Below are 25,834 nucleotides of genomic sequence, written 5' to 3' on the forward strand. Positions count from 1 at the left end.
ATGATCGGGCGGAGGAACCTTCCTTCGACGCACGAAACGGACAAGCCCAAGGGATTTGACGGATTCGAACTGCGTCTCGGGGATGTGATGCGCGGCGAACGCGCCACCCTGTCGAAATCGCTCCTCGACGTCCAGCGCGAACTGAAGATCAAGGCCAGCTACATCGCCGCCATCGAGAATGCGGATATGGCCGCCTTCGAGACGCCGGGCTTCGTCGCGGGTTATGTCCGGTCCTATGCCCGCTATCTGGGGATGGACCCGGAATGGGCCTTCGCGCGCTTCTGCGACGAGGCGGGTTACGTCCCGGCGCATGGTCTGGCCGCGCATGGTCTGTCCGCCGCCGCGACCGCGGCCAAGCCGGCCGCCCGTCAGGTGCCGCGCAAGGGCGTGGAACATGCGGACCCGCTCGCCAATCCCAATGCCCTGTTCGTGCCGCGCAGCGTGTCCCGCTTCGGCAGCGTGCAGCCGGGCGCCATCGGATCGGTCCTGGTGCTGCTCGCGCTGGTGGGCGGCATCGGCTATGGCGGCTGGAGCGTCCTGCAAGAGGTGCAGAAGGTCCGCCTCGCCCCGGTCGAACAGGCCCCGGGCGTAGTCGCCGAACTCGACCCGATCGATGCGGCGCGCGCCGCCCCTTCGGGGACGGAAACGGCGGGCGTGGATCTGCCGCAATCTGACGCGCTGGAACGGCTTTACCGGCCCGAGGCGCTGGACGTGCCGGTGCTGATCGCCCGCGACGGCCCCATCGCCTCCATCGACCCGTCGAGCGTCGGCGCGCTGGCCAGCCTGCAGGTGCCGGAACGGCTGCCCACGGGCGCATCGGTCACGCCGGGCTTCGGCCCGGGGAATTCGGCCATCGACGCGGCGCTGGCCGAGGCGAATGGCGATGCGACGGCGGCGCCCGGGGGCGTCCGCACCACCGCCGAGGCCGCGCCGGGGGTGGAAATCGTCGCGGTGCGCCCGTCCTGGGTGCGGGTGTCGGCGCCCGACGGCGCGGTGCTGTTCGAGAAGATCCTCGATGCCGGCGAACGCTATGCCGTTCCCGCGATGGAAGAAGCACCGCTGCTGCGCGCCGGAAACTCCGGTTCGGTCTATTTTGCCGTGAACGGCCAGACCTACGGCCCGGCCTCGCCCGGCGCCAATGTGGTCAAGAACCTGCCGCTGTCGGTCGACTCGCTGACCGGCAGCTATCAGGTCGCCGATCTGGCCGCCGATCCCGACCTCGCCAAGGTCGTGGCGGTGGCGCAGGCGCAACTGCCGCCAGAGGCGCCCGCCGCGGACTGAGGTGCGCTTCCGGTTGCCGCAGGCGGCCGGGGCGCCTATCTAGGCCCTGACGCATCCGCATCCGCAGCCTGTGCGAGGGTTCTTCATGTCGCTCAATCCCGTCCGCCCCTGGCGCAACATCTACCGGCGCAAGTCGCGGCAGATCATGGTCGGTCGGGTGCCGGTGGGAGGCGATGCGCCGATCTCGGTGCAGACGATGACCAACACCGATTCCGCGGATGTGCGGGCCACGCTGGATCAGGTGATCCGCGCCGCCGATGTGGGGGCCGACATCGTCCGCATCTCGACCCCCGACGAGGCGGCGACGCGGGCCCTGCGCGAGATCGTGCGCGAAAGCCCGGTGCCCATCGTCGCGGATATCCATTTCCACTATCGCCGCGCCATCGAGGCGGCCGAGGCCGGCGCCGCCTGCCTGCGGATCAATCCCGGCAATATCGGCGATGCCCGCCGCGTGCGCGAGGTGGTGCAGGCGGCCAAGGATCACGGCTGTTCGATCCGGATCGGCGTCAATGCCGGATCGCTGGAACGCCACCTGCTGGAGAAATACGGCGAGCCCTGCCCGGATGCGATGGTCGAATCCGGCATGGACCATATCAGGCTGCTGCAGGACAACGACTTCCACGAATTCAAGATCAGCGTGAAGGCCTCCGACGTCTTCCTCGCCGCCGCCGCCTATCAGCAGCTGGCCGAGGCCACGGACGCCCCGATCCATCTGGGCATCACCGAGGCGGGCGGGCTGATGACCGGCACGGTGAAATCCGCCATCGGGCTCGGCAACCTGCTGTGGATGGGGATCGGCGACACGATCCGCGTGTCGCTGTCCGCCGATCCGGTCGAAGAGGTGAAGGTCGGCTACGAGATCCTGAAAAGCCTTGGCCTGCGGACGCGGGGGGTGCAGATCATCTCCTGCCCGTCCTGCGCGCGGCAGGGCTTCGACGTCATCAAGACGGTCGAGGCGCTGGAAAAGCGGCTGGAACATGTGCGCACTCCGATCAGCCTGTCGATCATCGGCTGCGTGGTGAACGGCCCGGGCGAGGCGCTGATGACCGATGTGGGCTTCACCGGCGGCGGGGCCGGGGCAGGCATGGTCTACATGGCCGGCAAGCAGAGCCACAAGATGACCAACGACCAGATGATCGACCATATCGTCGAACTGGTCGAGAAACGCGCGGCCGAGATCGACGCGGCAGAGGCTGCGAAAGAGGCGGCGGCGACGGATGCGGCGGCGCCCCAGGCGCAACCGGCCTGATCGCCCCCTACTGCCGGATCAGCCGCGCCTCGGCGGCATCGGCCTCTGCCCAGTCCAGCAGCGCCCGCACGATGGCCGCCTGCATCCGCGCCCGCCAGTCGGAGTCCACCAGCCGCGCGCGGTCGCCGGGCGAGGAAAGGAAGCCCAGTTCCAGCAGCACCGAGGGGATGTCGGGCGCTTTCAGCACGGTGAAGGCCCCGGCCTGCACCGGATGCGGATGGGTGCGCAGGCCCTCGGCCTCGATGGACGCGGCCAGCATCTGTGCCAGCCGGTCGGAGCGGGGCTGCGTTTCTGTCCGGGCAAGGTCCATCAGCACCCCGGCCACCGCATCGTCCTGCCCGGCCAGGTCCACCCCCGCCAGCAGGTCGTCGCGGTCATGGCGTTCCGCCAGCAGCCGCGCCGCCTCGTCCGCGGCGGCCTCGTCCAGCGTATAGACGGTCGCGCCCGAAGCCTGCCCCTCGGCCAGCGCATCGGCATGCAGCGACAGGAACAGGTCCGCCCCCGCCGCCCGCGCGACCGAGATGCGGGCATCGAGCGGCATGAACTCGTCCTCCTCGCGGGTCAGGCGGACCTGCATCCCCTCGCGCAGCAGCGCCTCGCGCAGGCCGCGGGCGAAATCCAGCACCAGCGCCTTTTCGACCAGCCCCGCGGCCTCGGCCCCCGGGTCGAGCCCGCCATGGCCGGGGTCCAGCACTACCACCAGCGGCCCGTCGCGCCGGCGGGGCCGCACCGGCGCAGGGGCCGCGCCCGCCGGTCCCCAGCCCGCCGCCATCGCGACGGGATCGGCGGCCAGCCGCGCCAGCGTCGCGGCATCGGTCGGCAGCAGGCGGATGCGGATCGCCGGCGGATCGGTCGCCTGCCACGCGGTGTCGATCCGCCACGGCCCGTCCAGTTCCGCCACCAGCCGCGACCAGCCGGCGCGGAACGTGCCCCAGCGGATGTCCAGCACCCCCGGCGCCCGGTCCAGCGCCGCGGCATCGGCGCCCGAGAAATCCACCTCGCGGAAATCGACGACCAGCCGGGGCGGATCGTCCAGCAGGAACACCCGGAACGGCACCGCCTGGCTCAGCGCCAGCGTCGCCTCGATGGCGCCGTCGCGCTGGACCACGCCGGACTCGGCCGGGCGCAGGCGGGCAAGGGCGCTCAGCTCCTGCCGCCCCTGCGCCCCGGCGCCCTCCGTCATGCACAGAAGCGCGCCCATCGCGGCGACGCAGGCCAGCAGCACCCGCGCCCGGCCCGCCGTCTTTGCCCAGATCCCCATCCGCCCGTGTCGTCCCTTGCCCGTTCGGTCCGGATCATAGCCTGCCGGAGGGACGCATGCACCCGGGAAGCCTGCGGCATCCGGCCCCGCGCGCGCGGCCTTCCGGCTCAGCCCCGCTGCGCCATGAGCCGCGCCAGCCGGTCCAGCCCCTCGGCGATGTCGGCGGTGGAGCGGGCATAGGAAAACCGCAGCGTCTGGGCCCCCCGCTGCGGGTCGAAATCCAGCCCCGGCGTCACCGCCACCCCGGCGCCGTCGAGGATTTCCGCCGCGAAGGCGCGGCTGTCCGTCGTCAGCTCCGACACATCGGCATAGATGTAGAAGGCCCCGTCCGGCGGCGCGATGCGGGTGAAGCCCGCCTTCGGCAGCCTCTCGAGCATCAGGCGCCGGTTTTCGGCATAGACGGCGCGGTTCGCCTCCAGCTCCTCCGCCGCCTCCAGCGCGCCGAGGGCTGCGATCTGGCTGGCATGGGGCGGGCAGATGAACATGTTCTGCGCCAGCCGCTCGACGGTGCGGATATGATCCTCGGGCACCACCATCCAGCCGATGCGCCAGCCGGTCATGCTGAAATATTTGGAGAACGAGTTGATCACATAGGCCTCGTCGCCGATCTCCAGCGCCGAGGTCGCGCGGCCCTCGTAGTGCAGCCCGTGATAGATCTCGTCCGACACGAAGCCGATGCCGCGGTCGGCGGCCGCCTGCATCAGCGCCGCCAGCGCCCCGCGCGCCAGCATCGTGCCCGAGGGGTTGGCGGGCGAGGCGACGATCAGCCCGGCGATGTCCTCGGCCGCGGCCACATCCTCGGGGCGCGGCTGGAAGCGGTCCTCGATCCGCGTGGGCAGGCCCACCGGGGTCAGCGACAGCGCCCGCAGGATCTGGCGATAGCTGGGATAACCCGGCTCGCCGAGCGCCACCCGCTCGCCCGCGTCGAACAGCGCGGTGAAGGCCAGCAGGAAGGCCCCCGACGACCCGGCGGTCACCACCACCCGGTCGGGGTTCAGGTCCACCCCGTACCAGCGCCGATAGAGCGCGGCGATCCCGGCCCGCAGCGCCGGCAGGCCGAGCGCCACGGTATAGCCGAGCGCATCCGCCTCCATCGCGCGAGCAAGGGCCGCGCGGGCGGCCGCGGGGGCAGGGGTCGAGGGCTGGCCCACCTCCATATGGATGATGTGCCGGCCGGCCGCCTCGGCCCGGCGGGCGGCTTCCATCACGTCCATCACGATGAAGGGATCGACCTCGCCGCGTCTCGACCTGCGCATCCCGTCCGCCTTCCGTCCAAATGCCTGAGCGGCCGGCACTTGTTCGCCGGGCGCGGCCCCTTTTCGGCAAGCCGCCGGCCAAGGTCAATGGCGGGCTGCGACAGCGCGGCAGGCCTGCCACGGTTGCAGGGCCGCGGCATCCGTGCCAAGCCAGTCGGGTGAAAACCGGAGCCCGCCGCCCATGACCCGTGCCATCCTGCGCCCCTCGATCCTCGCCGCCGCGCTGGCGGTGTCCGGCCTTCCCGCCGGCGCCTTCGACATCCGCGCCATGACGCCCGAGGAAAGCGCCGCCTTCGGCGAGGCGGTGCGCGGCTATCTGATGCAGAACCCCGGCGTGCTGATGGAGGTGATCGGCGAGCTCGAGGCGCAGCAGGCCGAGGCGCAGGCCGCGGGCGAGGCGGAGCTGGTCGCCGCCAACCGCGCCGCCATCTTCGAGGACGGGCACAGCTGGGTCGGCGGCAACCCCGAGGGCAGCGTGACGCTGGTCGAGTTCATCGACTATCGCTGCGGCTATTGCCGCAAGGCCCATGCCGAGGTCGCCGATCTGGTGCAGTCGGATGGCGACATCCGCTATGTGGTGAAGGAATTCCCGATCCTGGGCGAGGATTCGGTGCTGGCCGCGCGCTTTGCCGTGGCGGCGCTGCGGGTCGCGGGCGCCGAGGCCTACAAGGCGCTGCATGACGGGTTCTATACCGGCTTTCGCGGCGAGGTGACCGAGGCGAACCTGATCCGCTTCGCCGAGGAGCTGGACCTCGACGGCACGGCGATCGCCGCGGCCATGGACTCGCCCGAGGTCGAGCGGGTCTTGGCCGAAAACCACGCGCTGGCCGACCGGCTGCAGATCCAAGGCACGCCCACCTTCGTGCTGGGCGACCAGCTGGTGCGCGGCTACCTGCCCGAGGAACAGATGCGCGCCATCGTGGCCGAGGTGCGGGGCTGAACGCGGTGGCAGAGCGGGGGGCGGCGATGCTGGACCTGCCGCACACCGCCATCGTCGAGGGCAACGCCATTCGCTGGGGCCGCATCGGCGCGGGACCGCCGCTGGTGGCGATCCACGGCACGCCCTTTTCGGCGCAGGTCTGGCGGCGGATCCTTCCGCAGATCGCGGATCGCCGGACCGTCTATTACTACGATCTCGCCGGCTACGGCCTGTCGGAGATGCGGGCGGGGCAGGATGTGTCGCTGGGTATCCAGAACCGGGTTCTGGCCGGGCTGTTCCGGCATTGGGACCTCGACGGAGGGCCGGACCGGCCGGATGTGCTGGCGCATGACTTCGGCGGGGCGACGGCGCTGCGCGGCTATTATCTCGACGGTCTGCGCTACCGGTCGCTGACGATCTTCGACGCCGTCGCGCTCGCGCCCTGGGGCTCGCCCCTGGTGCGGCATGTGCGCGACCACGAGGCCGCCTTTTCCGGGATGCCCGACTACATGCATCGGGCGATCCTGCGCGCCTACCTGCAGACGGCCGCGCATCAGCCGTTGTCGGACGAGGCGCTGTCGATCTACAGCGCGCCCTGGCTGGGCCCGGTGGGGCAACCCGCCTTCTACCGGCAGATCGCGCAGATGGACCAGCGCTTCACCGACGAGATCGCGGACCGGCTCGGCCGGCTCGACTGCCCGGTGACGGTCCTCTGGGGGCAGCAGGATGCCTGGATCCCCTACGCGACGGGCGAAAGGCTTGCCGCGCTGATCTCGGACGCGCCGGTCCTGCCGGTGCCCGGGGCGGGGCATCTGGTGCAGGACGACCGTCCGGAAGCGATCGTTGCGGCGCTGCTGCGCCGGCTCGCCTGACCCGCTGCGCCGGCGAAAAGGGCGGGCCCGGCCGGACCCGCCCTTCATCCTGCGCTGTTCGCCGGATCAGTTGATGACGCGCACCACGGTGCGGGTATCGGCATCGACCACGACGGGCGTGCTGTCCACATAGACATAGCCGAAGTCCGATTCCGGCACCGGCGTCACGACCACCGTGTCGGGCAGGACCGCGCCGACCTCGACCGCGCCGGGGATCACGACCGGGGCCACCGGGTTCGTGGTCACATAGGTGGTGACCTCGGTCGACGGCTCGGTCAGGCCCGCGCCGCCGACGCTGCCCACGACCGCACCCACGGCGGCGCCCACCGGGCCGCCCACCGCCGCGCCGGTCGCCGCCCCGGCCAGGCCACCCACCGCGCCGTTGCGGGCGCTGTTGTCCGTGGTCTCGATGGTGCGGACGGTCACGTCGGCGGGGCGCTGCGACAGGACATAGCTGCCCGTGGCCGCGTCGATGCGCAGCGCGTCGGCACGGATCCAGCCGGTCGCGCCCGCGGCCGAGATCTGGCACCAGTCGCCGGTGGCGTTGCAGCCATCGACGGTGAAGGGCGTGTTGCCCGGCAGTTCCGCGACGACGGCGAAATCGGCGCCGGGCCCGGCCACGATGGGCGCGCCTCCGGCCAGCGAGCCGGTCAGCACGGTGGTGGTGGTCTGCGCCACGGCCGCCCCGGCAAGCAGCGCGGAACCGGTGACGATCGCGGTGATGAAGCGGGTTTTCATGATGTGCTCCTGTGTTGGATCATGGGCCGGCGGGCCCGCAGATCGCTGCGGGCCGCGGCCCGTGCCGCGGCGGACGGCCTGCACAGGGACCGGCGCCAGCCCTTTGGGATGTTCCGTGGTCGGGGCATGTGACGGTCCCTGTGCAGGCGGCTTGCGCCGCGTCGGCATCACAACCCGGCGCCCGATGCGGCGTTCCCGGGGCGGGCGGGCGCGCCGGGCCATCGGGGCGGATTTCCGCCCGATCCGAAACGCTGCGTGACGGCGAGTTGTTTTGACCGCCGCCGCGCCCCCGGCTATAGAGGCCGCACCTTCGCCCCGGGGCTGCCTGCGCCGGGGTCTTCGCCCCTGCCGGGCGGTCGCCGCATCGCCGCTGCCGCCCTGCCGAGCCTGACCCCGCCCGCGTCCCCGCGCGGCCCGCTGACCGGAGCCTGCCCTTGATCCGCTTCCTGCTGAACTTCATCGGCGCGATCTTCACCGCCATCACCATCGGCGCGGCCTTCATCGCGCTGTCGGTGGGCGCGGTGTTCTGGATGTACGGGCGCGACCTGCCGAACCACGAACAGCTGGCGCAGTATTCGCCCAAGACCATCAGCCGGATCTATTCGGGCGAGGGGCGGATCATCGACGAATTCGCCGAGGAACGCCGCCTGTTCGTGCCCATCGCCGATATCCCGCAGGTGGTGCAGGACGCCTTCATCTCGGCCGAGGACAAGAACTTCTGGCACCATCGCGGCTTTGACGCGCGCGGCATCGTCGCCGCCGGGGTCGAGGCGGTGCGCACCCGGGGCGAGACGGTGCGCGGCGCCTCGACCATCACCCAGCAGGTCATGAAGAACTTCCTGCTGTCCTCGGACCGTTCGGCGGAACGCAAGATCAAGGAACTGATCCTCGCCACCCGGGTGGAACAGGCGCTGCCGAAGGAGAAGATCCTCGAACTCTACCTCAACGAGATCTTCCTCGGGCAGAACAGCTTCGGCGTCGCCGCCGCGGCCCAGACCTATTTCAACAAGACGCTGGCCGAGCTTGCCCCGCATGAGGCGGCGACGCTGGCCGCAATGCCGCAGGCGCCGGGGCGCTATCACCCCGTCACCGCGAAGGACCGGGTGACGGAACGGCGCAACTACGTCCTGCGCGAGATGTGGCAGAACGGCTATATCGACGAGGCCACCTATCGGTCCGAGGCCGCACAGCCGCTGCGTTCGGTCCAGAACGGCGATTTCCCGGCCTTCCGCCAGCAACTGCCGCCGCGCGACTATTTCACCGACGAGATTCGCCGCCAGCTGTCGCGCAGCTTCGGGCAGGAGGAATTCTTCGGCGGCGGCCTGTCGATCCGCGCGACGGTGGACCCCGACATGCAGGCGGTTGCCGCGCGGGCCCTGCGCTCGGCGCTGGAGAAATACGACCGTTCGCGCGGGCTGTGGGAGGGCACCGGCAAGACCGTGCCCGCCGACCAACTGGGCAGCGAAGAGGCCTGGCGCGCGGCGCTGGCCTCGGTCGACGTGCCGCGCGACATCGAGGGCTGGTATCCGGCGGTGGTGCTGCAGGTGGGCGAACGCGATGCCCGCATCGGCATCGAGGGCGTGGCCGATGACGAGGACGGCCACTGGATCCCCGATGACGACGTGACCTGGGCACGCAAGCTGATGCCGGGATCGCAGCGCGCCCCGCAGGCGCGGGTGGCGGGCGACCTGCTGGCGGTGGGCGACGTGGTGCTGGTCAAGGAACTGACCAACGACGCCGGCGAATTCCAGCGCTGGTCGCTGAGGCAGGTGCCCGACATCCAGGGCGCCTTCATGGCGATGGACGTGAACACCGGCCGCGTCATCGCGATGCAGGGCGGCTTTTCCTATCAGTCCTCGGTCTTCAACCGCGCGACACAGGCGATGCGCCAGCCCGGATCATCCTTCAAGCCCTTCGTCTATGCGGCGGCGCTCGATTCCGGCTTCAGCCCGGCCACCATCGTCGTCGACGCCCCCATCGAGGTGATGACGCCGCAGGGCCTGTGGACGCCGAAGAACGCCTCGAACAAGTTCTATGGGCCCACGCCGCTGCGCACCGGGATCGAACAGTCGCGAAACCTGATGACGGTCCGGATCGCGCAGGAGATCGGCATGGAGACGGTGGCGCAGTATGCCGAACGCTTCGGGGTCTACAACCCGATGTCGCCCTTCCTGGCCAATGCGCTCGGCGCGCAGGAAACGACGCTGTTCCAGATGGTTGCGGCCTACGCGATGTTCGCCAATGGCGGCGAGCGGGTGGAACCGACGCTGGTGGACCGGGTGCAGGACCGCTGGGGTCGCACGGTCTATCGCCACGACCAGCGCCTGTGCGAGGATTGCCGGGCCGAGGCGCTGCCGGCGGGCGAGGCGCCGCGCATCGCCTCGAACCGCGAACGGGTGATGAACGCGATCACCGCCTATCAGCTGACCTCGATGATGGAAGGCGTGGTCCAGCGCGGCACGGCGCGCGGCATCAACCTGCCGGTGCCGATCGCCGGCAAGACCGGCACCACCAACGATTCCAAGGACGTGTGGTTCATCGGCTTTTCGTCGAACCTCGTGGCGGGCTGCTATATCGGCTATGACCAGCCGCGCAGCCTCGGTTCGGTCTCGGGCGGGGGCACCTGCGGCCCGGTGTTCCAGAGCTTCATGGAAGAGGCGATCAAGGAATATGGCGGCGGCAAGTTCCGCGTCCCGCCGGGCGGGCATTTCATCAAGATCGACCGCTTCACCGGCGCGCGCCTGCCCGACAATGCCGTCGGCGACTATGTCGTGTCGGAATATTTCCGCGATGGCGAGGACCCGTTCCTGATGATCGGCAACTATGTCGACGGCGGCTTCGCCATGGGACAGAACCTGCCGCTCTACGCCTATGGCGAGACGGGCACGGGCGAGGTCACGCAGGTCACCACCTCGACCGGCCAGACCCGCGTGATCCCGAAGAAGGCCGATTTCGGCACGCTGTCCTCGGGCGGGCTGTACTGAGAGAGCCGGACAGACCGGTCGTGCGAAGGGCCGCCCCGCCGGGACGGCCCTTCGCCTGTTACGTCAGCGCCGCAGTCGTGACCCGCGCGGATGTCAGGGAATGATCCGCGTGTATTTCGTGCCCTCGACGGTGGCGCCGGCGATCAGCCCCGCCTGGCCGAAGACCAGCGCGATCACCGGCGACAGCGAGGTGGTGGTGTCCGTCCCCAGCGATCCGGCCTGATCGGCGGCGGCATATTTGGCATCCGCCCCCGCGACCCAGCCCGGCGAGGCGCGGAACTGCGCCAGCGCCTCGGGCGTCATGAAGAACAGCGCATGGGCATATTGCTGCGCGCCGATCTGCAGCCCGAAGCTCGCCTGCGCGGCCGAGTAGTAATCCACCGTCACGTCGTTGATCCGGAGCGCGCCGCGGCCATAGGCGCCGCCGAAGCCCAGGCCGGCCTCGGTCATCAGCGGCATGTAGAGGATGCCGGTCGATTTCTGCATCAGCTCCTGCGTGCCGGGATAGCGGCTCAGCAGATAGTCGCGGGTCGCGTCCACCCGCGCGTCGAGTTGCTGGGCATTGCTGTTGCCGATGCCGTTGCCGCAGGCCGACAGCCCGAGCGCCGCCAGACCGCCGCCGAAGATGCCCTTCAGAACGCCGCGCCGCCCGGGTGCGGCCCGCACGGATGCGCCTTGCGTGATGATTGCCGTCATCGCCTGTCCCTCATGCTGCCCCGCACCCGTCCGGCCCTGCCGGCGGGTGCCATACCTCATCATGTCGGCCTGTCCCGGCCGATCCGCACAAAGGATAGGGGAAACCGGTTCAGATGTCATCCGCCTCGGCAGGCCGCGGGCGAATTCGCGCCGGCGCCGCGGGGCGGGGCTTGACGCGGGGCTTGAGGCAGGCCGCTCAGCCGGTCAGCGCCGCGGCGATCCGGGGCGCGAAATAGGTCAGGATGCCGTCGCAGCCCGCCCGCTTGAAGCCGAGCAGGCTTTCCGCCACCACCGCTTCCGACAGCCAGCCCGCCCGCACCGCGCCCTCGATCATCGCGTATTCGCCCGACACCTGATAGGCATAGGTCGGCACGCCGAAGCTGTCCTTCACCCGCCGGCAGATGTCCAGATAGGGCATCCCCGGCTTTACCATCACCATGTCCGCGCCCTCCGACAGGTCGCGCGCCACCAGCCGGATCGCCTCGTCGGCATTGGCGGGGTTCATCTGATAGGTCTTCTTGTCGCCCACCAGCCGGCCGGAGGCGCCCACCGCGTCGCGGAACGGGCCGTAGAAGCCGCTCGCATATTTCGCTGCATAGCTGAGGATCGCCACATCGGCATGGCCCGCCGCCTCCAGCGCCGCGCGCATGGCGCCGATCCGCCCGTCCATCATGTCCGAAGGGCCGAGGATGTCGGCCCCCGCCTCGGCCTGTGCCAGCGCCATCCGCACCAGCGCCTCCACCGTCTCGTCGTTCAGGATCACGCCGTCGCGCACCAGCCCGTCATGGCCGTTGGCGTTATAGGGGTCGAGCGCGATGTCGGTCATCACCGCCACGTCGGGCACCGCGGCCTTGATCGCCCGCACCGCCCGGTTCGACAGGTTGTCGGGGTTCCAGGCTTCCTCGCAGCCCTCGGTCCGCAGCGCGGGGTCTGTATAGGGGAACAAGCAGATCGCCGGAATGCCTAGGTCCGCCGCCCGTTCCGCCGCCCGCACCGCGCCGTCCACCGTCACCCGCGCCACCCCGGGCATCGAGCCGATCTCGACATCCGCGCCGGGCAGGTCGGTCACGAAGACCGGCCAGATCAGGTCCTTGGCCGTCAGCCGGTGTTCCTGCGCCAGGTCGCGCAGCGCGGGCGTCCGGCGCAGGCGGCGCAGCCGGGCGGCGGGAAAGGGGGCGGGGACGATCTGCACGGGCTTCGGCCTTTCGACTGCTCTTGGCGGGCTTGGCGGAAGGGGTTACACCCTTGGAGCCATCAGGGAAAGCGCCGCGTCGAGATTGTCTCGGGGCCGGTCCGGGCGGGCCGCGGCCGCGCCCTCGGGCCATGCGCCGCCGGACCGCGACGGCAGGGACAGTCGAAGGGGCGCCAGTGGAATTTCCTGCACTCGTCTACGAGCTGATCGACCTGCGATCCTTCTCGAACCTGTGGTATTGGCTGACGCTGGCGCTGACCTGGTCGCGCGCCTCGCACTGGATCCTCGGCGTGCCCTGGGACATGGTCCAGCGTGCCCGGCGCAATGGCGGCGACGCGGAACGCGACTTCCGCGACATGCTGCGCGTCAACCTCAACCGCATCGACTATATCTTCGGCACCGCCGGCCACGCGCTGGTGGCCATCGTCTCGGCGCTGCTGACCATGCTGGCGGTGCTGGGCTTCGGCTACGGGATCGAGTTCGGGCAGGCGGTGTTCCTGATCGCCTTCCCGCTGGCCATCGTCGGCGCGCTGTCGGTGCGGATGGCAGGGCGCATCCGCCGCGACGGGTCCGAGGGTACGGCGCTGCACCGGCGGCTGGCGCGTCACCGGATGACGGTGCAGGCGATCGGGCTGGTCTCGATCTTCGTCACCGGCTGCTGGGGCATGCTGATGAACCTCAACCTCGCCGTTCTCTAGCCCCGCAGCCGCAGCGCCAGCCACAGCAGCCCCACCAGCAGCGGCTGGTGCAGCAGGTAGACCGCCAGCGAATGCCGCCCCGGCCAGCCCAGCCGGGCCAGCAGGGCAGGTCCCCCCGCCAGCCGCGGCCACAGCCCCGCCCGGCCCGCCGCCTGCGCCAGCGCCAGCCCGGCGAGGAACGGCCCGAGCCAGGGGAACAGCGGCACATAGTCGAGCGTGATCGGCGTCTCTGCCCCCAGCCCGAGGAATCCCAGCGGGGCCAGATCCCAGCCCGGCGCGGTCAGCAGCCGCGGCGCCGCCAGCGCCGCCGCCGCCGCCAGCGCGGTGATCCCGGCGGGCAGGCGCAGGAAGGCCAGCCCGATCACGCTCGCCGCGGCGATGCAATGCAGGATGCCCCAGAAGATATAGGCGCCCGGCACCGCGATCCGGCTGGCCGCCGTGATCAGCGCCGCCGCCGCCGCGATCTGCGCCAGCCGGCGCAGGAAGGGCCGCCAGCGGATGCCGCCGCCTTGCCCCTGCGCCAGCCACAGCCCGATCCCGGCGAGGAACAGGAAGCTGCCCGCCACGATCCGCGCGAAGACCGCCCATCCGCCGCTGCTGGTCGTGCCCGGCGGCAGCAGCCCGAACATTTCCAGATCGAAGGTGAAATGGAACAGCACCATCCCGGCCAGCGCCGCGCTGCGCGCCGTATCCAGCCACAGGATCCGGCCCCGCGCCGCCGGCCGCACCGGTTCCTCCGTCATTCCAGCCTCTGCCCGCATCTTCTGTTTCCAAATATCCTCGGGGGTGAATTGCGGCGCCAGCCGCAAGAGGGGGCAGAAAGCCCCCCTGCCGACCCGCTCACCGTCTCCTTGCGCGGTTCCGGCCCCGTTGACAATGCCGCGCGCGCGGATAGGTCAGGGCCATGACCGCGCTTCGCCCCCTCATCCTCTCCGGTGCGCCGGAAGGCTTCGACGCCCGCCTTCTGGCCCGCGAGCTCGACCGCGGCCAGCCCGCCATCCATGTCGCGCGCGACGACAAGCGGCTCGAGGCGATGCGCGCCGCGCTGGCCTTCCTCGCGCCCGAGGTGCCGGTGCTGGTGTTCCCGGCCTGGGACTGCCTGCCCTATGACCGGATGTCGCCCAATCCCGACGTGGCGGCCCAGCGGATGGCGACGCTGGCGGCGCTGGCGCGCGGTCTGCCGGCGCCGGTGGTGCTGCTGACCACGCTGAACGCCGCGACACAGCGGCTGCCGGCGCGCGAGGCGATCGCGGGCGCGGCCTTCACCGCGCGGGTCGGCGGCCGCATCGACGAGCCCGCCTTGCGCAACTGGCTGGTGCGGATGGGGTTTTCCCAAACCTCCACCGTCAGCGAACCGGGCGACTATGCCGTGCGCGGCGGCATCATCGACATCTTCGCGCCGGGCGCCACCGGGGCGGTGCGGCTCGACCTGTTCGGCGACGTGCTGGACGGGGCGCGCCGCTTCGACCCGGCGACGCAGCGCACGACGGACAAGCTGGCGGCGGTGGAATTCGCGCCGGTCTCCGAGGTGATCCTCGACGAGGCCTCGATCACCCGCTTCCGCCAGAACTACCGCATCGAGTTCGGGGCGGCGGGCAGCGACGACCCGCTGTACGAGGCGGTCAGCGCCGGGCGCAAGCATGCCGGGATGGAACACTGGCTGCCCTTCTTTCACGAGAGGCTCGATACGATCTTCGACTACCTGCCGGGCGCCTCGGTGATGTTCGACGACCAGCTGGACCCGGCACGGCGGGCGCGGTGGGAAGGCATCGCCGACCAGTATGACAGCCGGCGCGAGGCGATGCGCCGCAAGGACCGGGTGGACACGGTCTACAAGCCCTGTCCGCCGGGGCTGCTCTACCTCGACGATGCGGGGTGGGAGGCGGCGCTGTCGGGGCGGCGGGTGGTGCAGCTGTCGGTGCTGGCGCAGCCGGTGGGTCTGGGCGTGCTGGATGCCGGGGGGCGGATCGGCCGCAGCTTCGCCCCGGAACGCCAGCTGGAAAATATCAGCCTGTTCGAGGCCTTGGCCGACCATCTTCAGAAGCGGTCGCAAGAGGGCCATGTCGTCGTCGCCTCCTATTCCGACGGGGCGCGCGAACGGCTGAAGGGGCTGCTTGCCGACGAGGGCCTCGGCGGCGCGGTCGAGATCCGCGACATCCGCGACCTGCCGCCGCTGCCGCAGGGCAAGCGCGGCGGGCTGTTCCTCGGGGTCTGGGCGCTGGAACAGGGGTTCGAGGCCGAGGGCCTGACCGTCGTGTCGGAACAGGACGTGCTGGGCGACCGGCTGATCCGACCTGCCAAGAAGTCCAAGCGTGCCAAGGACTTCCTGACCGAAGCTCAATCCCTGTCTCCGGGCGACCTGATCGTGCATGTCGATCACGGCGTCGGCCGCTATATGGGGCTGGAGACGCTGACCGTCACCGGCAGCACCATCGAATGCGTGTCGCTGGAATATGCGGGCGGCGACCGGCTGTTCCTGCCGGTGGTGAACATCGAACTGCTCAGCCGCTATGGCCACGAGGAAGGGCTGCTCGACAAGCTGGGCGGCGGCGCATGGCAGGCCAAGAAGGCGGCGCTGAAGGAACGCATCCGCCAGATCGCGGAACGGCTGATGCGGGTGGCCGCCGAACGCCACCTGCGCGCCGCCCCGATCATGGAGCCGCCCGGCCATGACTGGGAGGCGTTCTGCGCCCGCTTCCCCTGGCAAGAGACGGATGACCAGCTGTCGGCCATCGAGGATGTGCTGCACGATCTGGAATCCGGCACGCCGATGGACCGGCTGGTGGTGGGCGACGTGGGCTTCGGCAAGACCGAGGTGGCGATGCGCGCGGCCTTCGTCGTGGCGATGGCGGGGGCGCAGGTCGCGGTGATCGCGCCCACGACGCTGCTGGCGCGCCAGCACTACAAGACCTTCGCCGAACGCTTCCGGGGCACGCCGCTGACGGTGCGCCCGCTCAGCCGCTTCGTCACCGCCAAGGACGCGGCGAAGACCCGCGAAGGGCTGGCCGACGGTACGGTGGACATCGTCATCGGCACCCATGCGGTGCTGGCCAAGGCGGTGAAGTTCCGCAACCTCGGCCTGCTGGTCATCGACGAGGAACAGCATTTCGGCGTCACCCACAAGGAACGGCTGAAGGAGATGCGGTCGGAAATCCATGTCCTGACCCTGACCGCCACGCCGATTCCGCGCACGCTGCAACTGTCGCTGACCGGGGTGCGCGACCTGTCGATCATCGGCACCCCGCCGGTCGACCGGCTGGCGATCCGCACCTATGTGTCGGAATTCGACGCGGTGACGGTGCGCGAGGCGCTGCTGCGCGAACATTACCGCGGCGGGCAAAGCTTCTATGTCGTGCCCCGCATCACCGATCTGGAGGGGATCGAGACCTTCCTGCGCGATCAGGTGCCCGAGGTCAGCTTCGTCACCGCCCATGGCCAGATGGCGGCGGGCGAGCTGGACGACCGGATGAACGCCTTCTACGACGGCAAGTACGATGTGCTGCTGGCCACGACCATCGTCGAAAGCGGTCTCGACATCCCCACCGCCAACACGATGATCGTGCACCGGGCCGACATGTTCGGGCTGAGCCAGCTGTATCAGATCCGCGGCCGGGTGGGCCGGGCCAAGACCCGGGCCTATTGCTACCTGACGACGAAGCCCCGCGCGCCGCTGACGCCGGCGGCGACGAAACGTCTGCGGCTGCTCGGCTCGCTCGATAGTCTCGGCGCGGGCTTCTCGCTCGCCTCGCAGGATCTGGACCTGCGGGGGGCGGGCAACCTGCTGGGCGAGGAACAGTCGGGCCATATCCGCGAGGTGGGGTATGAACTCTATCAGGCGATGCTGGAGGACACGATCGCCCGGCTGAAATCGGGCGAGCTGCAAGGCACGGTCGAGGATGACGGCCAATGGGCGCCGCAGATCAACCTCGGGGTGCCGGTGCTGATCCCCGAGGACTACATCCCCGATCTGGACGTGCGGCTGGGGCTCTATCGCCGGCTGTCGCAGCTGACGACCAAGGTCGAGCTGGAAGGCTTCGCGGCGGAGCTGATCGACCGCTTCGGCCCGCTGCCGCGCGAGGTCAACACGCTGATGCTGGTGATCCGCATCAAGGCGATGTGCAAACGGGCGGGGATCGCCAAGCTCGATGCCGGGCCGAAGGGCGCGACGGTGCAGTTCCACAACGACAAGTTCGCCAACCCCGCCGGGCTGGTGGAATTCGTGCAGGGCGAGGGCGCATCGGCGCGGATCAAGGACAACAAGATCGTGCTGGCCCGCGACTGGCCGACCGAGGCCGAGCGGATCAAGGGCAGCTTCGCCATCGCCAAGGATCTGGCGGAAAAGCTGATCGAGGCGAAGAAGGCGGGCAAGCCCGCGCCCGACGCCGCGAAGCCCGCGGCGGCGAAACCGGCCTCGCGCCCCGCGCCGAAGCCGGCCCCGGCGCGGCGCTAGCTCAGTCGAAGCGGGCCGAGCGGCGCATTAGCAGCGCCGCGATGGCCGAGCAGAGGAAGACGCCCAGCACCAGGGGCCGGCCGGTGCCGTCGAACATCAGCCCGATCGGCGCCGCGATCACCGTGGCAAGGACGGTCGAGACCGCCGAGACGATCGAGGCCGCCATCCCGGCGATATGGCCCATCTTCTGCAGCGCGAGCGCGTTGAGATTGCCGAAGGTGACGCCCGCCATGAAGAAGACGCTGGTCATCCAGACGAAATAGGCCGGAAACAGCAGTCCCGGCGGCAGCAGGTCGCCCATCACCAGCACCAGCATCACCGCCGAGACGGCGGACTGGGTCACATAGGCGGTGGTGGCGATCCGGCGCATCCCGTAGCGGACCACCATCGAGGCGTTCATCAGCGAGGCGCTGCCCGCCAGAACGGCCATCACCGCGAACCAAAGCGGGAAACTGTCGCCCCTGTCGAAGGTCACGTCGAACAGCTGCTGCGCCGAGGAGATCATCGCGAACATCTGCCCGAAGCCCAGCGTCAGCACGAGGGTGTAAAGCTGCACCTCGCGGCTCGACAGCACCTCGCGCGCGGCGGTGGCGAGGCTTCCGGCGGTCATCGGGCGGCGGCGTTCGGCGGGCAGCGTCTCGACCTGGCGGATGCTGAACCAGCTGCCGCCGACCAGGGCCAGCACCACGAAGGCGCCGAAGACGCCATGCCAGCCGGTCACCGCGATGATCCCCTGACCGATCAGCGGCGCCACGGCCGGGATCAGGATGAAGATCATCATCACGAAGGAGGTGACGCGCGCCATCTCGCGCCCGGCATAGAGGTCGCGGATGACTGCCAGCGCCGCGATGCGCGGGCAGGCGGCGCCCAGCCCCTGCAGCACCCGGGCCACCAGCAGCAATTCGATGGTGTCGGCGAACATCGCGAGGATCGAGCCGAGGATGTAGAGCGTCAGCCCCCCGATCAGCGTGGGCTTGCGCCCGATGGCATCCGAGATCGGACCGGCGAACAGCGTGCCGACCCCCATGCCGAAGACGAAGGCGGTCAGGATCAGCTGGGCGCGGTTGACGTCGCCGGGCACCAGTTCGGCCGCGATCTCGGGCAGCGCGGGCAGCATCGAGTCGATGGAGAAGGCCACGGTCGCGAACAGCAGCGCGATCATCGCGGTGAATTCCGGCAGGGGCAGCCGGCGCCCGGTCAGTGCGGGCGAAGTCGTGTCAGTCGGCATCGGGTTCTCCTGCCGCCGCGGCAGGGCCGCCACGGATTTCGTCGATCACTTGGGTCCAGAGGTCGGGCTGCTGCGCGCCCATCAGCACATGCCGGTCGGCGACGATATAGGTCGGCACGGAATTGACGCCACGCGCGCGGGCATGGTCGATGCGGGCGCGGATCGCCTCGGCATCGGCATCCGAGGCCAGCAGCCGTTCGGTCAGCGTCCGGTCCATCCCGGCCTCGGCGGCGATGTCGGCCAGCGTCCCGGGATGGCCGATGTCGCGCCCGTCGCGCCACATCGCGCGGTAGATCGCGGCCACCACCGGCGATTGCCGGCCCTCCAGCGCCGCCCAATGCGCCAGCCGGTGCGCGTCGAAGCTGTTCGGGGTGCGGGCGATGCCCGGCAGGTTCAGCGCGACCCCGGCCTTTTCCGCGATCTCGACCAGCGGGCGATGGGCCCGCAGGATGCCGTCCAGGTCGCCGAACTTCGCCGACAGGTAGAGATGGCGGTCCATCCCCTCTTTCGGCATTTCGGGGTTCAGCTCATAAGGATGCCATTCCACCCGGAACGGATGATCGGGCCGCGACTCCAGCGCGCGGTCGAGCAGGGCCTTGCCCAGATAGCACCAGGGGCAGGCAAAATCGGCGATGATGTCGAGACGGATCATGCGGCGGGCCCTTCATGGCTGGCGGTGGTGGCGCGGCGCCCCGGCCGCGCGCTGCGGTACCCGACGCCGGTTGGGGCACCGCGTACGGGTGGCCCGCTGCTGCTGTTGACATGACCTGCCCGCCTTACGCCCGCGCGCGGCCGAGGGCAAGGCGCGGTAACCTGTGCGCTGGCGCACGCTGTGGGCCGGTCAGCGGCCGAAATCGCCCCCCAGCGGCCGCCAGGCCGCCCAGGTCAGCGCCGCGGACCCGGCCGTCGCCAGTATCAGCGGCAGGGCCAGCGCCGTTTCGCGCGGCAGGACCGCATCGCCCAAGCGCAGGATCACCCCCGACAGCGCCGGCCCCAGCGGCATCATCCCCCAGGCGACCAGCCGGTAGAGGCTGTTCACCCGCCCCAGCAGCGCATCGGGAATATGGCGCTGGCGATAGGCGACAGAGACGGTGTTCCAGACGATGCCGGTGAACTCGAAAGCCGCCAGCACCAGTGCCAGCGATACCGGCCCCGGCGCCAGCGCCATGCCGGGAAACACCAATGTGCAGGCCGCCAGCGACCAGCGCGCGCTGCGCGAGGCGCCGAAGCGCCGGGCGACGGCCTCGCCGGCAAAGCCGCCCGCGATGCCGCCCGCGGCGCCCCCGGCCAGCACCAGCCCGTAGACCGGGGCCGACAGGTGCAGCACCTCTTGCGCCCGCAGCAGCAGCGCGACCGTCGCCATCTGCCACAGCAGGTTCCAGCCGCCGGTGATCCAGGCGAGACTGCGCAGCAGCGGCGCGCCGCGCAGGAAGGCCAGCCCCTCGCGCAGTTCCGCCCGCCAGTCGCGCCTGCGCGCCACCCCGTCCGCCGGCCCGCTGGCGCGGAACGGACCCGCCAGCGGTATCAGCAGCGCCAGCGCCGCAAGGTAGGCCGCCGCATTGCCGAGGAAGGGCAGCGGCAGCCACAGCGCCACCAGCATCGCCCCGAGGGCCGGGCCGATCATCGCATTGCCCAGAAACTCCGCGCTCCACAGCCGTCCGTTCGCCGCCTCCAGCCGGTGGCGGCCGACGAGCGCGGGCAGCATGGTCTGGGCCGCCGTGTCGCGGAACACCTCCGCCAGGCCCACCAGCCCCGCCGCCGCCATCAGCAGCGCGAACAGCCCGGGGGCCGAGGTGCCGCGATCCGGCGGCGGCGCCAGCGGCAGGGCCGCCCACAGCGCCAGCCCCGCCAGCGCGAACAGCACGGCCCGCGCCGCATCCATGCCGAGGATCAGGTGGCGGCGGTCGGTACGGTCGGTGACGATGCCGGCCGGAATCGCCGCGAGGAACCAGGGCATCCGCAGCGCCACGGGGACGGCGGCGATCAGCAGCGGGTCGCGGGTCAGCAGCGTCGCGGCCCAGGTCCAAACCAGCGTCGCGATCCCGTCGCCCAGGTTCGACAGCCCGCTGGCCGCGACGAAGCGGTGAAAGGCGGCGGGCAAGGGGGCGGGGGAGGGCGTCTGCATTCCGGGACCCAGATCCCGGACGTCAGGTCGGGCAGGGGCAGCTAAGGCCGCCGTGCGGCGCCTGTCAAGCCGCGCCCCCGGTCCGCCGGCTCAGCCCCGGTCCCCGTCCTCGGCATCGTCGCCATAGCGGGCGTCGTCGTCGTATTCGTCCTCGCCTTCCGGCATGAACTTGCCCGACAGCGCGATGGAATGGTCGTCGTGGCGCGGGTCCATCACCACGTCCGACGGCAGCTCGCCCGTCAGCCAGTCGCGGATTTCCTGCGCCGCCTCGGCCGTTTCCTGCCCGGTCAGCTCTGCGATATAGGTGACGAAGGCGCGCTGGTCGCCGTCGATATCCTCCAGCTCGGCCTCATCGGCCTCGGGCCAGCGGTCGGTGATCGCGTCGAAGAACGCGGCCCAGTTTTCCTGAACGTGATGCCATTTCATGCGCCTGCCTCCATTTCGCGGGCGGATAACGGCCCCGAGTCTGCCCCGGTTCCAGCCGCGTGCAAAGATAGGTCCGGGCCGGGCCGGTCACATCATGTTCTGCACGGCGCGGGCGCCGCCGCTGACATCCTCGCCCAATCCTTCGACAGTGTTGCAGCCCGCCAGTGCCAGCGCCAGCAGCCCCGCCACCACCATGTTCCGTGCCGATCTTGTCATTCCGTTCCCCCGGCTGCGCGCCACCAGACATCGGGCAGGAAGCCCGGCCAGTCGCCGTATAGCGGAATCGCTTCGGGATGGTGAAGATCCGCCGCATATGCGATCCGCGACACCTGCTGATACCAGACCGGGATCACCCAGCGACCCGCCGACAGCACCCGGTCCAGCGCCTGCACCGCCGCGCGGTATTCCTCGGGATCGGTGGCCTCCAGCATGTGGCGGATCATCGCCTCGGCGGCGGGCGAGCCCATGCCCATCCAGTTGCGCGTGCCGGGCTCGTCCACCCCGCGCGCACCCCAATAGAGCATCTGTTCGTTCCCCGGCGACAGCGACAGCGCCCGCGTGTACCAGGTCACGTCGAAGTCATAGCTGTTGGTGCGGGCGACGAATTGCGGCGCGTCCACCATCGTCACCACCGGCTCCGCGCCGATGCGGCGCAGCGCCTCGATCCAGATGTCGGTGATCTGGTGGGTCTCGGACAGGGTGACGACCTCGCCGCCGCCCTGCTGCAACAGGATCTCGAACCGGAAGGGCTGGCCCGCGGCATTGCGCAGCCGGTCGCCCTGCATGGTCCAGCCCGCCTCTTCCAGCAGCGCCATCGCCCGGCGCAGGTTGGCGCGGTTGCCGCGGCCGTCGCCCACGGGCAGCGCATAGCCCTCGATGGTGCCGGGGGCCAGATCGGCGGCGAAGGGGGCCAGCAGTTCGGCCACCCGCCCGCTGGCCGGCCCGGGCTGCATGGCCAGGTCGGAATTGGCGAACCACGACCCGATGCGCGGATCGGCATTGCCGGTCAGCGTCTGCGCGATGAATTCGTGGTCGAAGGACAGGGTCAGCGCCTCGCGCACCCGCCAGTCGGCGAAGATCGGCTGCCGGGTGTTGAAGACCAGCCCGGTGATGCCCGCCGGGCGGCGATGCGGGATCTCCTCCTGCACCACGCGGCCCTGGGCCAGCGCCGGAAAGTCGAACCGCGTCTGCCAGCGCTGCGCGCTCTGTTCGCGCCAGACATCCAGCGCCCCGGCCTTGAACGCCTCGAACATCACGTTCTGGTCGGTGAAGAACTCGTAGCGGATCTCGTCGAGGTTCTGCAGCCCCCGGTTCACCGGCAGATCCTTGCCCCACCAGTCCGGATTGCGGCGGAAGGTGATGAAGCGGCCGGGCTCGAAGCTGTCGACGACATAGGGGCCCGAGCCGATGGGGGCCTCCAGCGTCGAGTCGGCGAAGCTGCGCCCCTCCCATTGCGCCTTCTTCAGCACCGGGCGCAGCCCCATCAGCAGCGCCAGTTCGCGGTCGGGTTCCCTGAAGTCGATCCGCACCCGGTTCGAGCCCGGCGAGGTGATGTCCGCCACCTTCGTCCAGGCCCCGCGATAGAGCGGATGCCCCTCGGTCCCCAGCGTGCGGAAGCTCCAGATCACGTCCTCGACGGTGACGGGGCTGCCGTCGGAAAACCGCGCCTCGGGGCGCAGGGTGAACTCGACGAAGCTGCGCGCCGCGTCCGTCGTCACCGACTCCGCCAGCAGCCCGTACAGCGTGAAGGGTTCGTCGATGGACCGGATCATCAGCGTCTCGGTCACGTGGCGGGGCAGGGCGAAGGGAGCGCGGCCCTTCAGGATGAAGGGATTGAGCGAATCGAAGCTGCCCGGCTCGCCCATCACGATCCGCCCGCCCTTGGGCGCGTCGGGGTTCGCATAGGGCAGATGCGCGAATCCCGCCGGCAGGTTCGGATCGCCGAACATGGCGATGCCATGCGCGGGCGATGCACCCGCGGCAGGCGGATCCTGGGACCGCGCCGCCTGGGGAATCACCGCCGCAAGAATCGCAAGACACAAGGCTGCGATCAGCGGGGCGACTCGGGCGGCCGGCGGTCCCGAAGGGCGGTAAGTCATGGGCGGATCTGCCTTCCTGCCTGTAATTTCAGGCCGCGACGCTATCGCCTCGGGCGTGGCTTTTCAAACTTTTAGCTTGGAGCCATCGGCGGAAGGTCGTATAAACGGGGCACTGCTCGATAGGTTTCTTGCCTGTATGAAACCTGCCTCAACGACTTAACGCCCGCCTTGCGCGGGCGTTTTTTTTGGCCGCAGACGGCTGCCGACATCGCGCGCCCCGGCCGCCGTCACGGCTTCGGGAAGGCTTTCGGCAGACGGGGGGCTGGATGTTGCATTTGCAGCGTATAAGTTTCCCGCGACGCATCCGCCCGGCGGCGCTGCCGGGCCTCAGGAGGACCAGCCATGCCCGTCACCATCTCGCTTTCCGGCCGCCGCGCGGTCGTCACCGGCTCGACCTCGGGCATCGGACTGGGCATCGCGCGGGAGCTTGCGCGGGCGGGTGCCGCGGTGGCGCTGAACTCCTTCACCGACAGCGAGGATGACCACAAGCTCGCCGCCGACCTCGCGGCCGAGTTCGGGGTCGAGGCCTGCTATATCCGCGCCGACATGTCGAAGGCCGAGGATTGCCGCGCCCTGATCGCCACGGCGGTAGACAGGCTGGGCGGCTGCGACATCCTCGTGAACAATGCGGGCATCCAGCATGTGGCCCCGATCGAGGAATTCCCGGTCGAGAAGTGGAACGCGATCATCGCGATCAACCTGTCCTCGGCCTTCCACACCATCGCCGCAGCGCTGCCGGGGATGCGCGCCTCCGGCTGGGGCCGGATCGTCAACATCGCCTCGGCCCACGGCCTGACCGCCTCGCCCTTCAAGTCGGCCTATGTCTCGGCCAAGCACGGCCTCGTCGGGCTGACCAAGACGGTGGCGCTGGAAACCGCCGAGGCCGCGATCACCTGCAACGCCGTCTGCCCGGGCTATGTGCTGACCCCGCTGGTCGAGGCGCAGATCCCCGACCAGATGAAGACCCACAACATGAGCCGCGAGGACGTGATCAAGAACGTGATGCTGGACCGCCAGCCCTCGAAAGAATTTGCCACGGTCGAGGAGATGGGCGGCGCGGTGATCTGGCTGTGCAGCGACTATGGCGCGCAGGTGACGGGCACCACGATCAGCGTCGATGGCGGATGGACCGCCCTGTGAACGGGGGTCGCGCATGACCGACGGGAAGAAGCCGGCCGGGCCGCAACCGGCAGAGGGCGACGATCTGGCGACCGAGGCCGCGACCGGCGGCGAGGGCAAGGCGTCCTCCGCCCATCCCGTCACCCCCGAAGGGGCCGAGGCGCTGGCGGGCAACCCCACCGCGCCGGCCATCGGCGGCGACGGCATCCTGCGCATCAACCTCGCCCTGCAGGGCGGCGGCGCGCACGGCGCCTATACCTGGGGCGTGCTCGACCGGCTGCTGGAGGAGGAGGGGATCGAGATCGCCGCCATCTCCGGCTGTTCGGCGGGGGCGATGAACGGCGCCGCGCTGAAATCCGGCTGGGTCGAGGGCGGGCGCGAGGGCGCGCGCCACATGCTCGACTGGCTGTGGGGCCAGATGGGCGCGATCCCGGACCTGTCCTTCCTGCACTGGATGATGGCCTTCCTGCCCGGCCCCGCGATCACCGCGAAGATGATCGAGGCCGCGGTGCCGATGTCGGTGATCGACGCGGTGACCAGCGCCTTCAGCCCCTATGACATCCCCTTCGCGGAAAACCCGCTGATCCGGGTCGTCGAACGCTTCAGCTTCGACACGATCCGCTGCCACGACGGGCCGCGGCTCTACGTCTCGGCCACCAATGTCCGCACCGGCAAGATCCGCGTCTTCGGCGAACACGAGGTGACGCCGGAAACGCTGCTGGCCTCGGCCTGCCTGCCGACGCTGTTCCGCGCGATCGAGATCGACGACCCCGCCACCGGCAAGTCCGAGGCCTATTGGGACGGCGGCTATGCCGGCAATCCGGCGCTGTTTCCGCTGTTCGACCCGGACCTGCCCGACGACATCGTGATCGTGAACATCAACCCGCTGATGCGCGACGACCTTCCCCGCAGCGCACAGGAGATCACCAACCGGATCAACGAGATCAGCTTCAACTCGTCGCTGTTGCGGGAATTGCGGGCCATCGGCTTCGTCAAGCGGCTGATCGAGAAGGGGCAGGTGCCGCGCGGGTCGATGAAGGATGTGCGGGTGCACATGATCGCCGATGACGAGCTGATGCGCTCGCTGTCGGTGACGACCAAGCTGGTGCCGGCGCCGACGCTTCTGGCGCAGCTGAAGGCGGCAGGGCGGGCCTCGGCCGAGAATTTCCTGGGCGAGACGCGCGACAGCCTGGGGCGGGCGGGCAGCGTCGATCTGGCGACGATGCTGGGCTGACCGCTCG

Annotated in this window: 21 protein-coding genes; 9 read left to right on the forward strand and 12 right to left on the reverse strand. The window is 70.2% G+C overall.

The window, feature by feature from the left end; genetic code table 11:
• Positions 1–1,281: a helix-turn-helix domain-containing protein gene (locus tag EEY80_RS11445; protein ID WP_126976711.1), complete on the forward strand. Its 1,281-nt coding sequence runs from the start codon at positions 1–3 to the stop codon at positions 1,279–1,281.
• An 85-nt stretch (positions 1,282–1,366) separates the two neighbouring features.
• Entirely contained in the window at positions 1,367–2,530 is a 1,164-nt protein-coding gene (gene ispG, locus EEY80_RS11450; protein ID WP_126976712.1) for a flavodoxin-dependent (E)-4-hydroxy-3-methylbut-2-enyl-diphosphate synthase, read from the forward strand.
• Between the two features lie 7 nt (positions 2,531–2,537).
• On the opposite strand, the gene EEY80_RS11455 is transcribed toward ispG, so the two are convergent.
• Both EEY80_RS11455 and EEY80_RS11460 read right to left on the reverse strand, forming a co-directional pair.
• On the reverse strand, positions 2,538–3,791 hold the full coding sequence (locus tag EEY80_RS11455; protein ID WP_235829805.1) for an N-acetylmuramoyl-L-alanine amidase: 1,254 nt from the start codon (positions 3,789–3,791) through the stop codon (positions 2,538–2,540).
• 107 nt (positions 3,792–3,898) lie between these two features.
• A complete protein-coding gene (locus EEY80_RS11460; protein ID WP_126976713.1) occupies positions 3,899–5,047 on the reverse strand; it encodes a pyridoxal phosphate-dependent aminotransferase in 1,149 nt (382 codons plus the stop codon).
• Between the two features lie 181 nt (positions 5,048–5,228).
• Between EEY80_RS11460 and EEY80_RS11465 the strand changes: the two genes are divergently transcribed.
• Complete coding sequence (locus EEY80_RS11465; protein ID WP_126976714.1) at positions 5,229–5,987, forward strand: DsbA family protein; 759 nt, start codon at positions 5,229–5,231, stop codon at positions 5,985–5,987.
• A 26-nt stretch (positions 5,988–6,013) separates the two neighbouring features.
• Entirely contained in the window at positions 6,014–6,838 is an 825-nt protein-coding gene (locus EEY80_RS11470; protein WP_126976715.1) for an alpha/beta fold hydrolase, read from the forward strand.
• 66 nt (positions 6,839–6,904) lie between these two features.
• On the opposite strand, the gene EEY80_RS11475 is transcribed toward EEY80_RS11470, so the two are convergent.
• On the reverse strand, positions 6,905–7,576 hold the full coding sequence (locus tag EEY80_RS11475) for a DUF1236 domain-containing protein (RefSeq protein WP_164738229.1): 672 nt from the start codon (positions 7,574–7,576) through the stop codon (positions 6,905–6,907).
• Positions 7,577–8,010: 434 nt separating this feature from the next.
• Between EEY80_RS11475 and EEY80_RS11480 the strand changes: the two genes are divergently transcribed.
• Entirely contained in the window at positions 8,011–10,560 is a 2,550-nt protein-coding gene (locus EEY80_RS11480) for a penicillin-binding protein 1A (RefSeq protein ID WP_126976717.1), read from the forward strand.
• 93 nt (positions 10,561–10,653) lie between these two features.
• Here EEY80_RS11480 and EEY80_RS11485 read toward each other — a convergent pair whose 3' ends face one another.
• Positions 10,654–11,256: a lipid-binding SYLF domain-containing protein gene (locus tag EEY80_RS11485; RefSeq protein ID WP_126976718.1), complete on the reverse strand. Its 603-nt coding sequence runs from the start codon at positions 11,254–11,256 to the stop codon at positions 10,654–10,656.
• 196 nt (positions 11,257–11,452) lie between these two features.
• Positions 11,453–12,448: a porphobilinogen synthase gene (hemB, locus tag EEY80_RS11490; protein ID WP_126976719.1), complete on the reverse strand. Its 996-nt coding sequence runs from the start codon at positions 12,446–12,448 to the stop codon at positions 11,453–11,455.
• Positions 12,449–12,624: 176 nt separating this feature from the next.
• Between hemB and EEY80_RS11495 the strand changes: the two genes are divergently transcribed.
• Complete coding sequence (locus EEY80_RS11495; RefSeq protein WP_126976720.1) at positions 12,625–13,146, forward strand: component of SufBCD complex; 522 nt, start codon at positions 12,625–12,627, stop codon at positions 13,144–13,146.
• Here EEY80_RS11495 and EEY80_RS11500 read toward each other — a convergent pair.
• Positions 13,143–13,889 (reverse strand): heparan-alpha-glucosaminide N-acetyltransferase, encoded by a 747-nt coding sequence (locus tag EEY80_RS11500; protein ID WP_126976721.1) that lies wholly within the window; start codon positions 13,887–13,889, stop codon positions 13,143–13,145. The genes EEY80_RS11495 and EEY80_RS11500 overlap by 4 nt on opposite strands.
• Positions 13,890–14,050: 161 nt before the next feature.
• Between EEY80_RS11500 and mfd the strand changes: the two genes are divergently transcribed.
• Positions 14,051–17,596, forward strand: a complete 3,546-nt coding sequence (gene mfd, locus EEY80_RS11505; RefSeq protein WP_126976722.1) for a transcription-repair coupling factor — start codon at positions 14,051–14,053, stop codon at positions 17,594–17,596.
• A gap of 1 nt (position 17,597) precedes the next feature.
• On the opposite strand, the gene EEY80_RS11510 is transcribed toward mfd, so the two are convergent.
• The 6 genes from EEY80_RS11510 to EEY80_RS11535 form a co-directional block, all read right to left on the reverse strand.
• Entirely contained in the window at positions 17,598–18,824 is a 1,227-nt protein-coding gene (locus EEY80_RS11510) for a multidrug effflux MFS transporter (protein WP_235829806.1), read from the reverse strand.
• Complete coding sequence (locus EEY80_RS11515; protein WP_126976723.1) at positions 18,814–19,476, reverse strand: DsbA family oxidoreductase; 663 nt, start codon at positions 19,474–19,476, stop codon at positions 18,814–18,816. Before EEY80_RS11515 ends, EEY80_RS11510 begins: the two co-directional genes overlap by 11 nt.
• Before the next feature lie 189 nt (positions 19,477–19,665).
• Positions 19,666–20,949: an MFS transporter gene (locus EEY80_RS11520; RefSeq protein ID WP_126976724.1), complete on the reverse strand. Its 1,284-nt coding sequence runs from the start codon at positions 20,947–20,949 to the stop codon at positions 19,666–19,668.
• A gap of 90 nt (positions 20,950–21,039) precedes the next feature.
• A complete protein-coding gene (locus EEY80_RS11525) occupies positions 21,040–21,375 on the reverse strand; it encodes a hypothetical protein (RefSeq protein WP_126976725.1) in 336 nt (111 codons plus the stop codon).
• Between the two features lie 87 nt (positions 21,376–21,462).
• Complete coding sequence (locus tag EEY80_RS11530; RefSeq protein WP_126976726.1) at positions 21,463–21,591, reverse strand: entericidin A/B family lipoprotein; 129 nt, start codon at positions 21,589–21,591, stop codon at positions 21,463–21,465.
• The gene (locus tag EEY80_RS11535; RefSeq protein WP_407920731.1) at positions 21,588–23,474 is read right to left on the reverse strand and encodes an extracellular solute-binding protein; all 1,887 of its coding nucleotides are present in this window, start codon (positions 23,472–23,474) and stop codon (positions 21,588–21,590) included. Before EEY80_RS11535 ends, EEY80_RS11530 begins: the two co-directional genes overlap by 4 nt.
• Before the next feature lie 342 nt (positions 23,475–23,816).
• Between EEY80_RS11535 and EEY80_RS11540 the strand changes: the two genes are divergently transcribed.
• Positions 23,817–24,614: a 3-hydroxybutyrate dehydrogenase gene (locus EEY80_RS11540; RefSeq protein ID WP_407920732.1), complete on the forward strand. Its 798-nt coding sequence runs from the start codon at positions 23,817–23,819 to the stop codon at positions 24,612–24,614.
• A gap of 13 nt (positions 24,615–24,627) precedes the next feature.
• On the forward strand, positions 24,628–25,827 hold the full coding sequence (locus EEY80_RS11545; protein WP_126976728.1) for a patatin-like phospholipase family protein: 1,200 nt from the start codon (positions 24,628–24,630) through the stop codon (positions 25,825–25,827).
• The last annotated feature ends 7 nt before the right edge of the window (positions 25,828–25,834 follow it).

This window comes from Frigidibacter oleivorans (genome assembly GCF_003993775.1).
GTDB lineage: Bacteria > Pseudomonadota > Alphaproteobacteria > Rhodobacterales > Rhodobacteraceae > Frigidibacter > Frigidibacter oleivorans.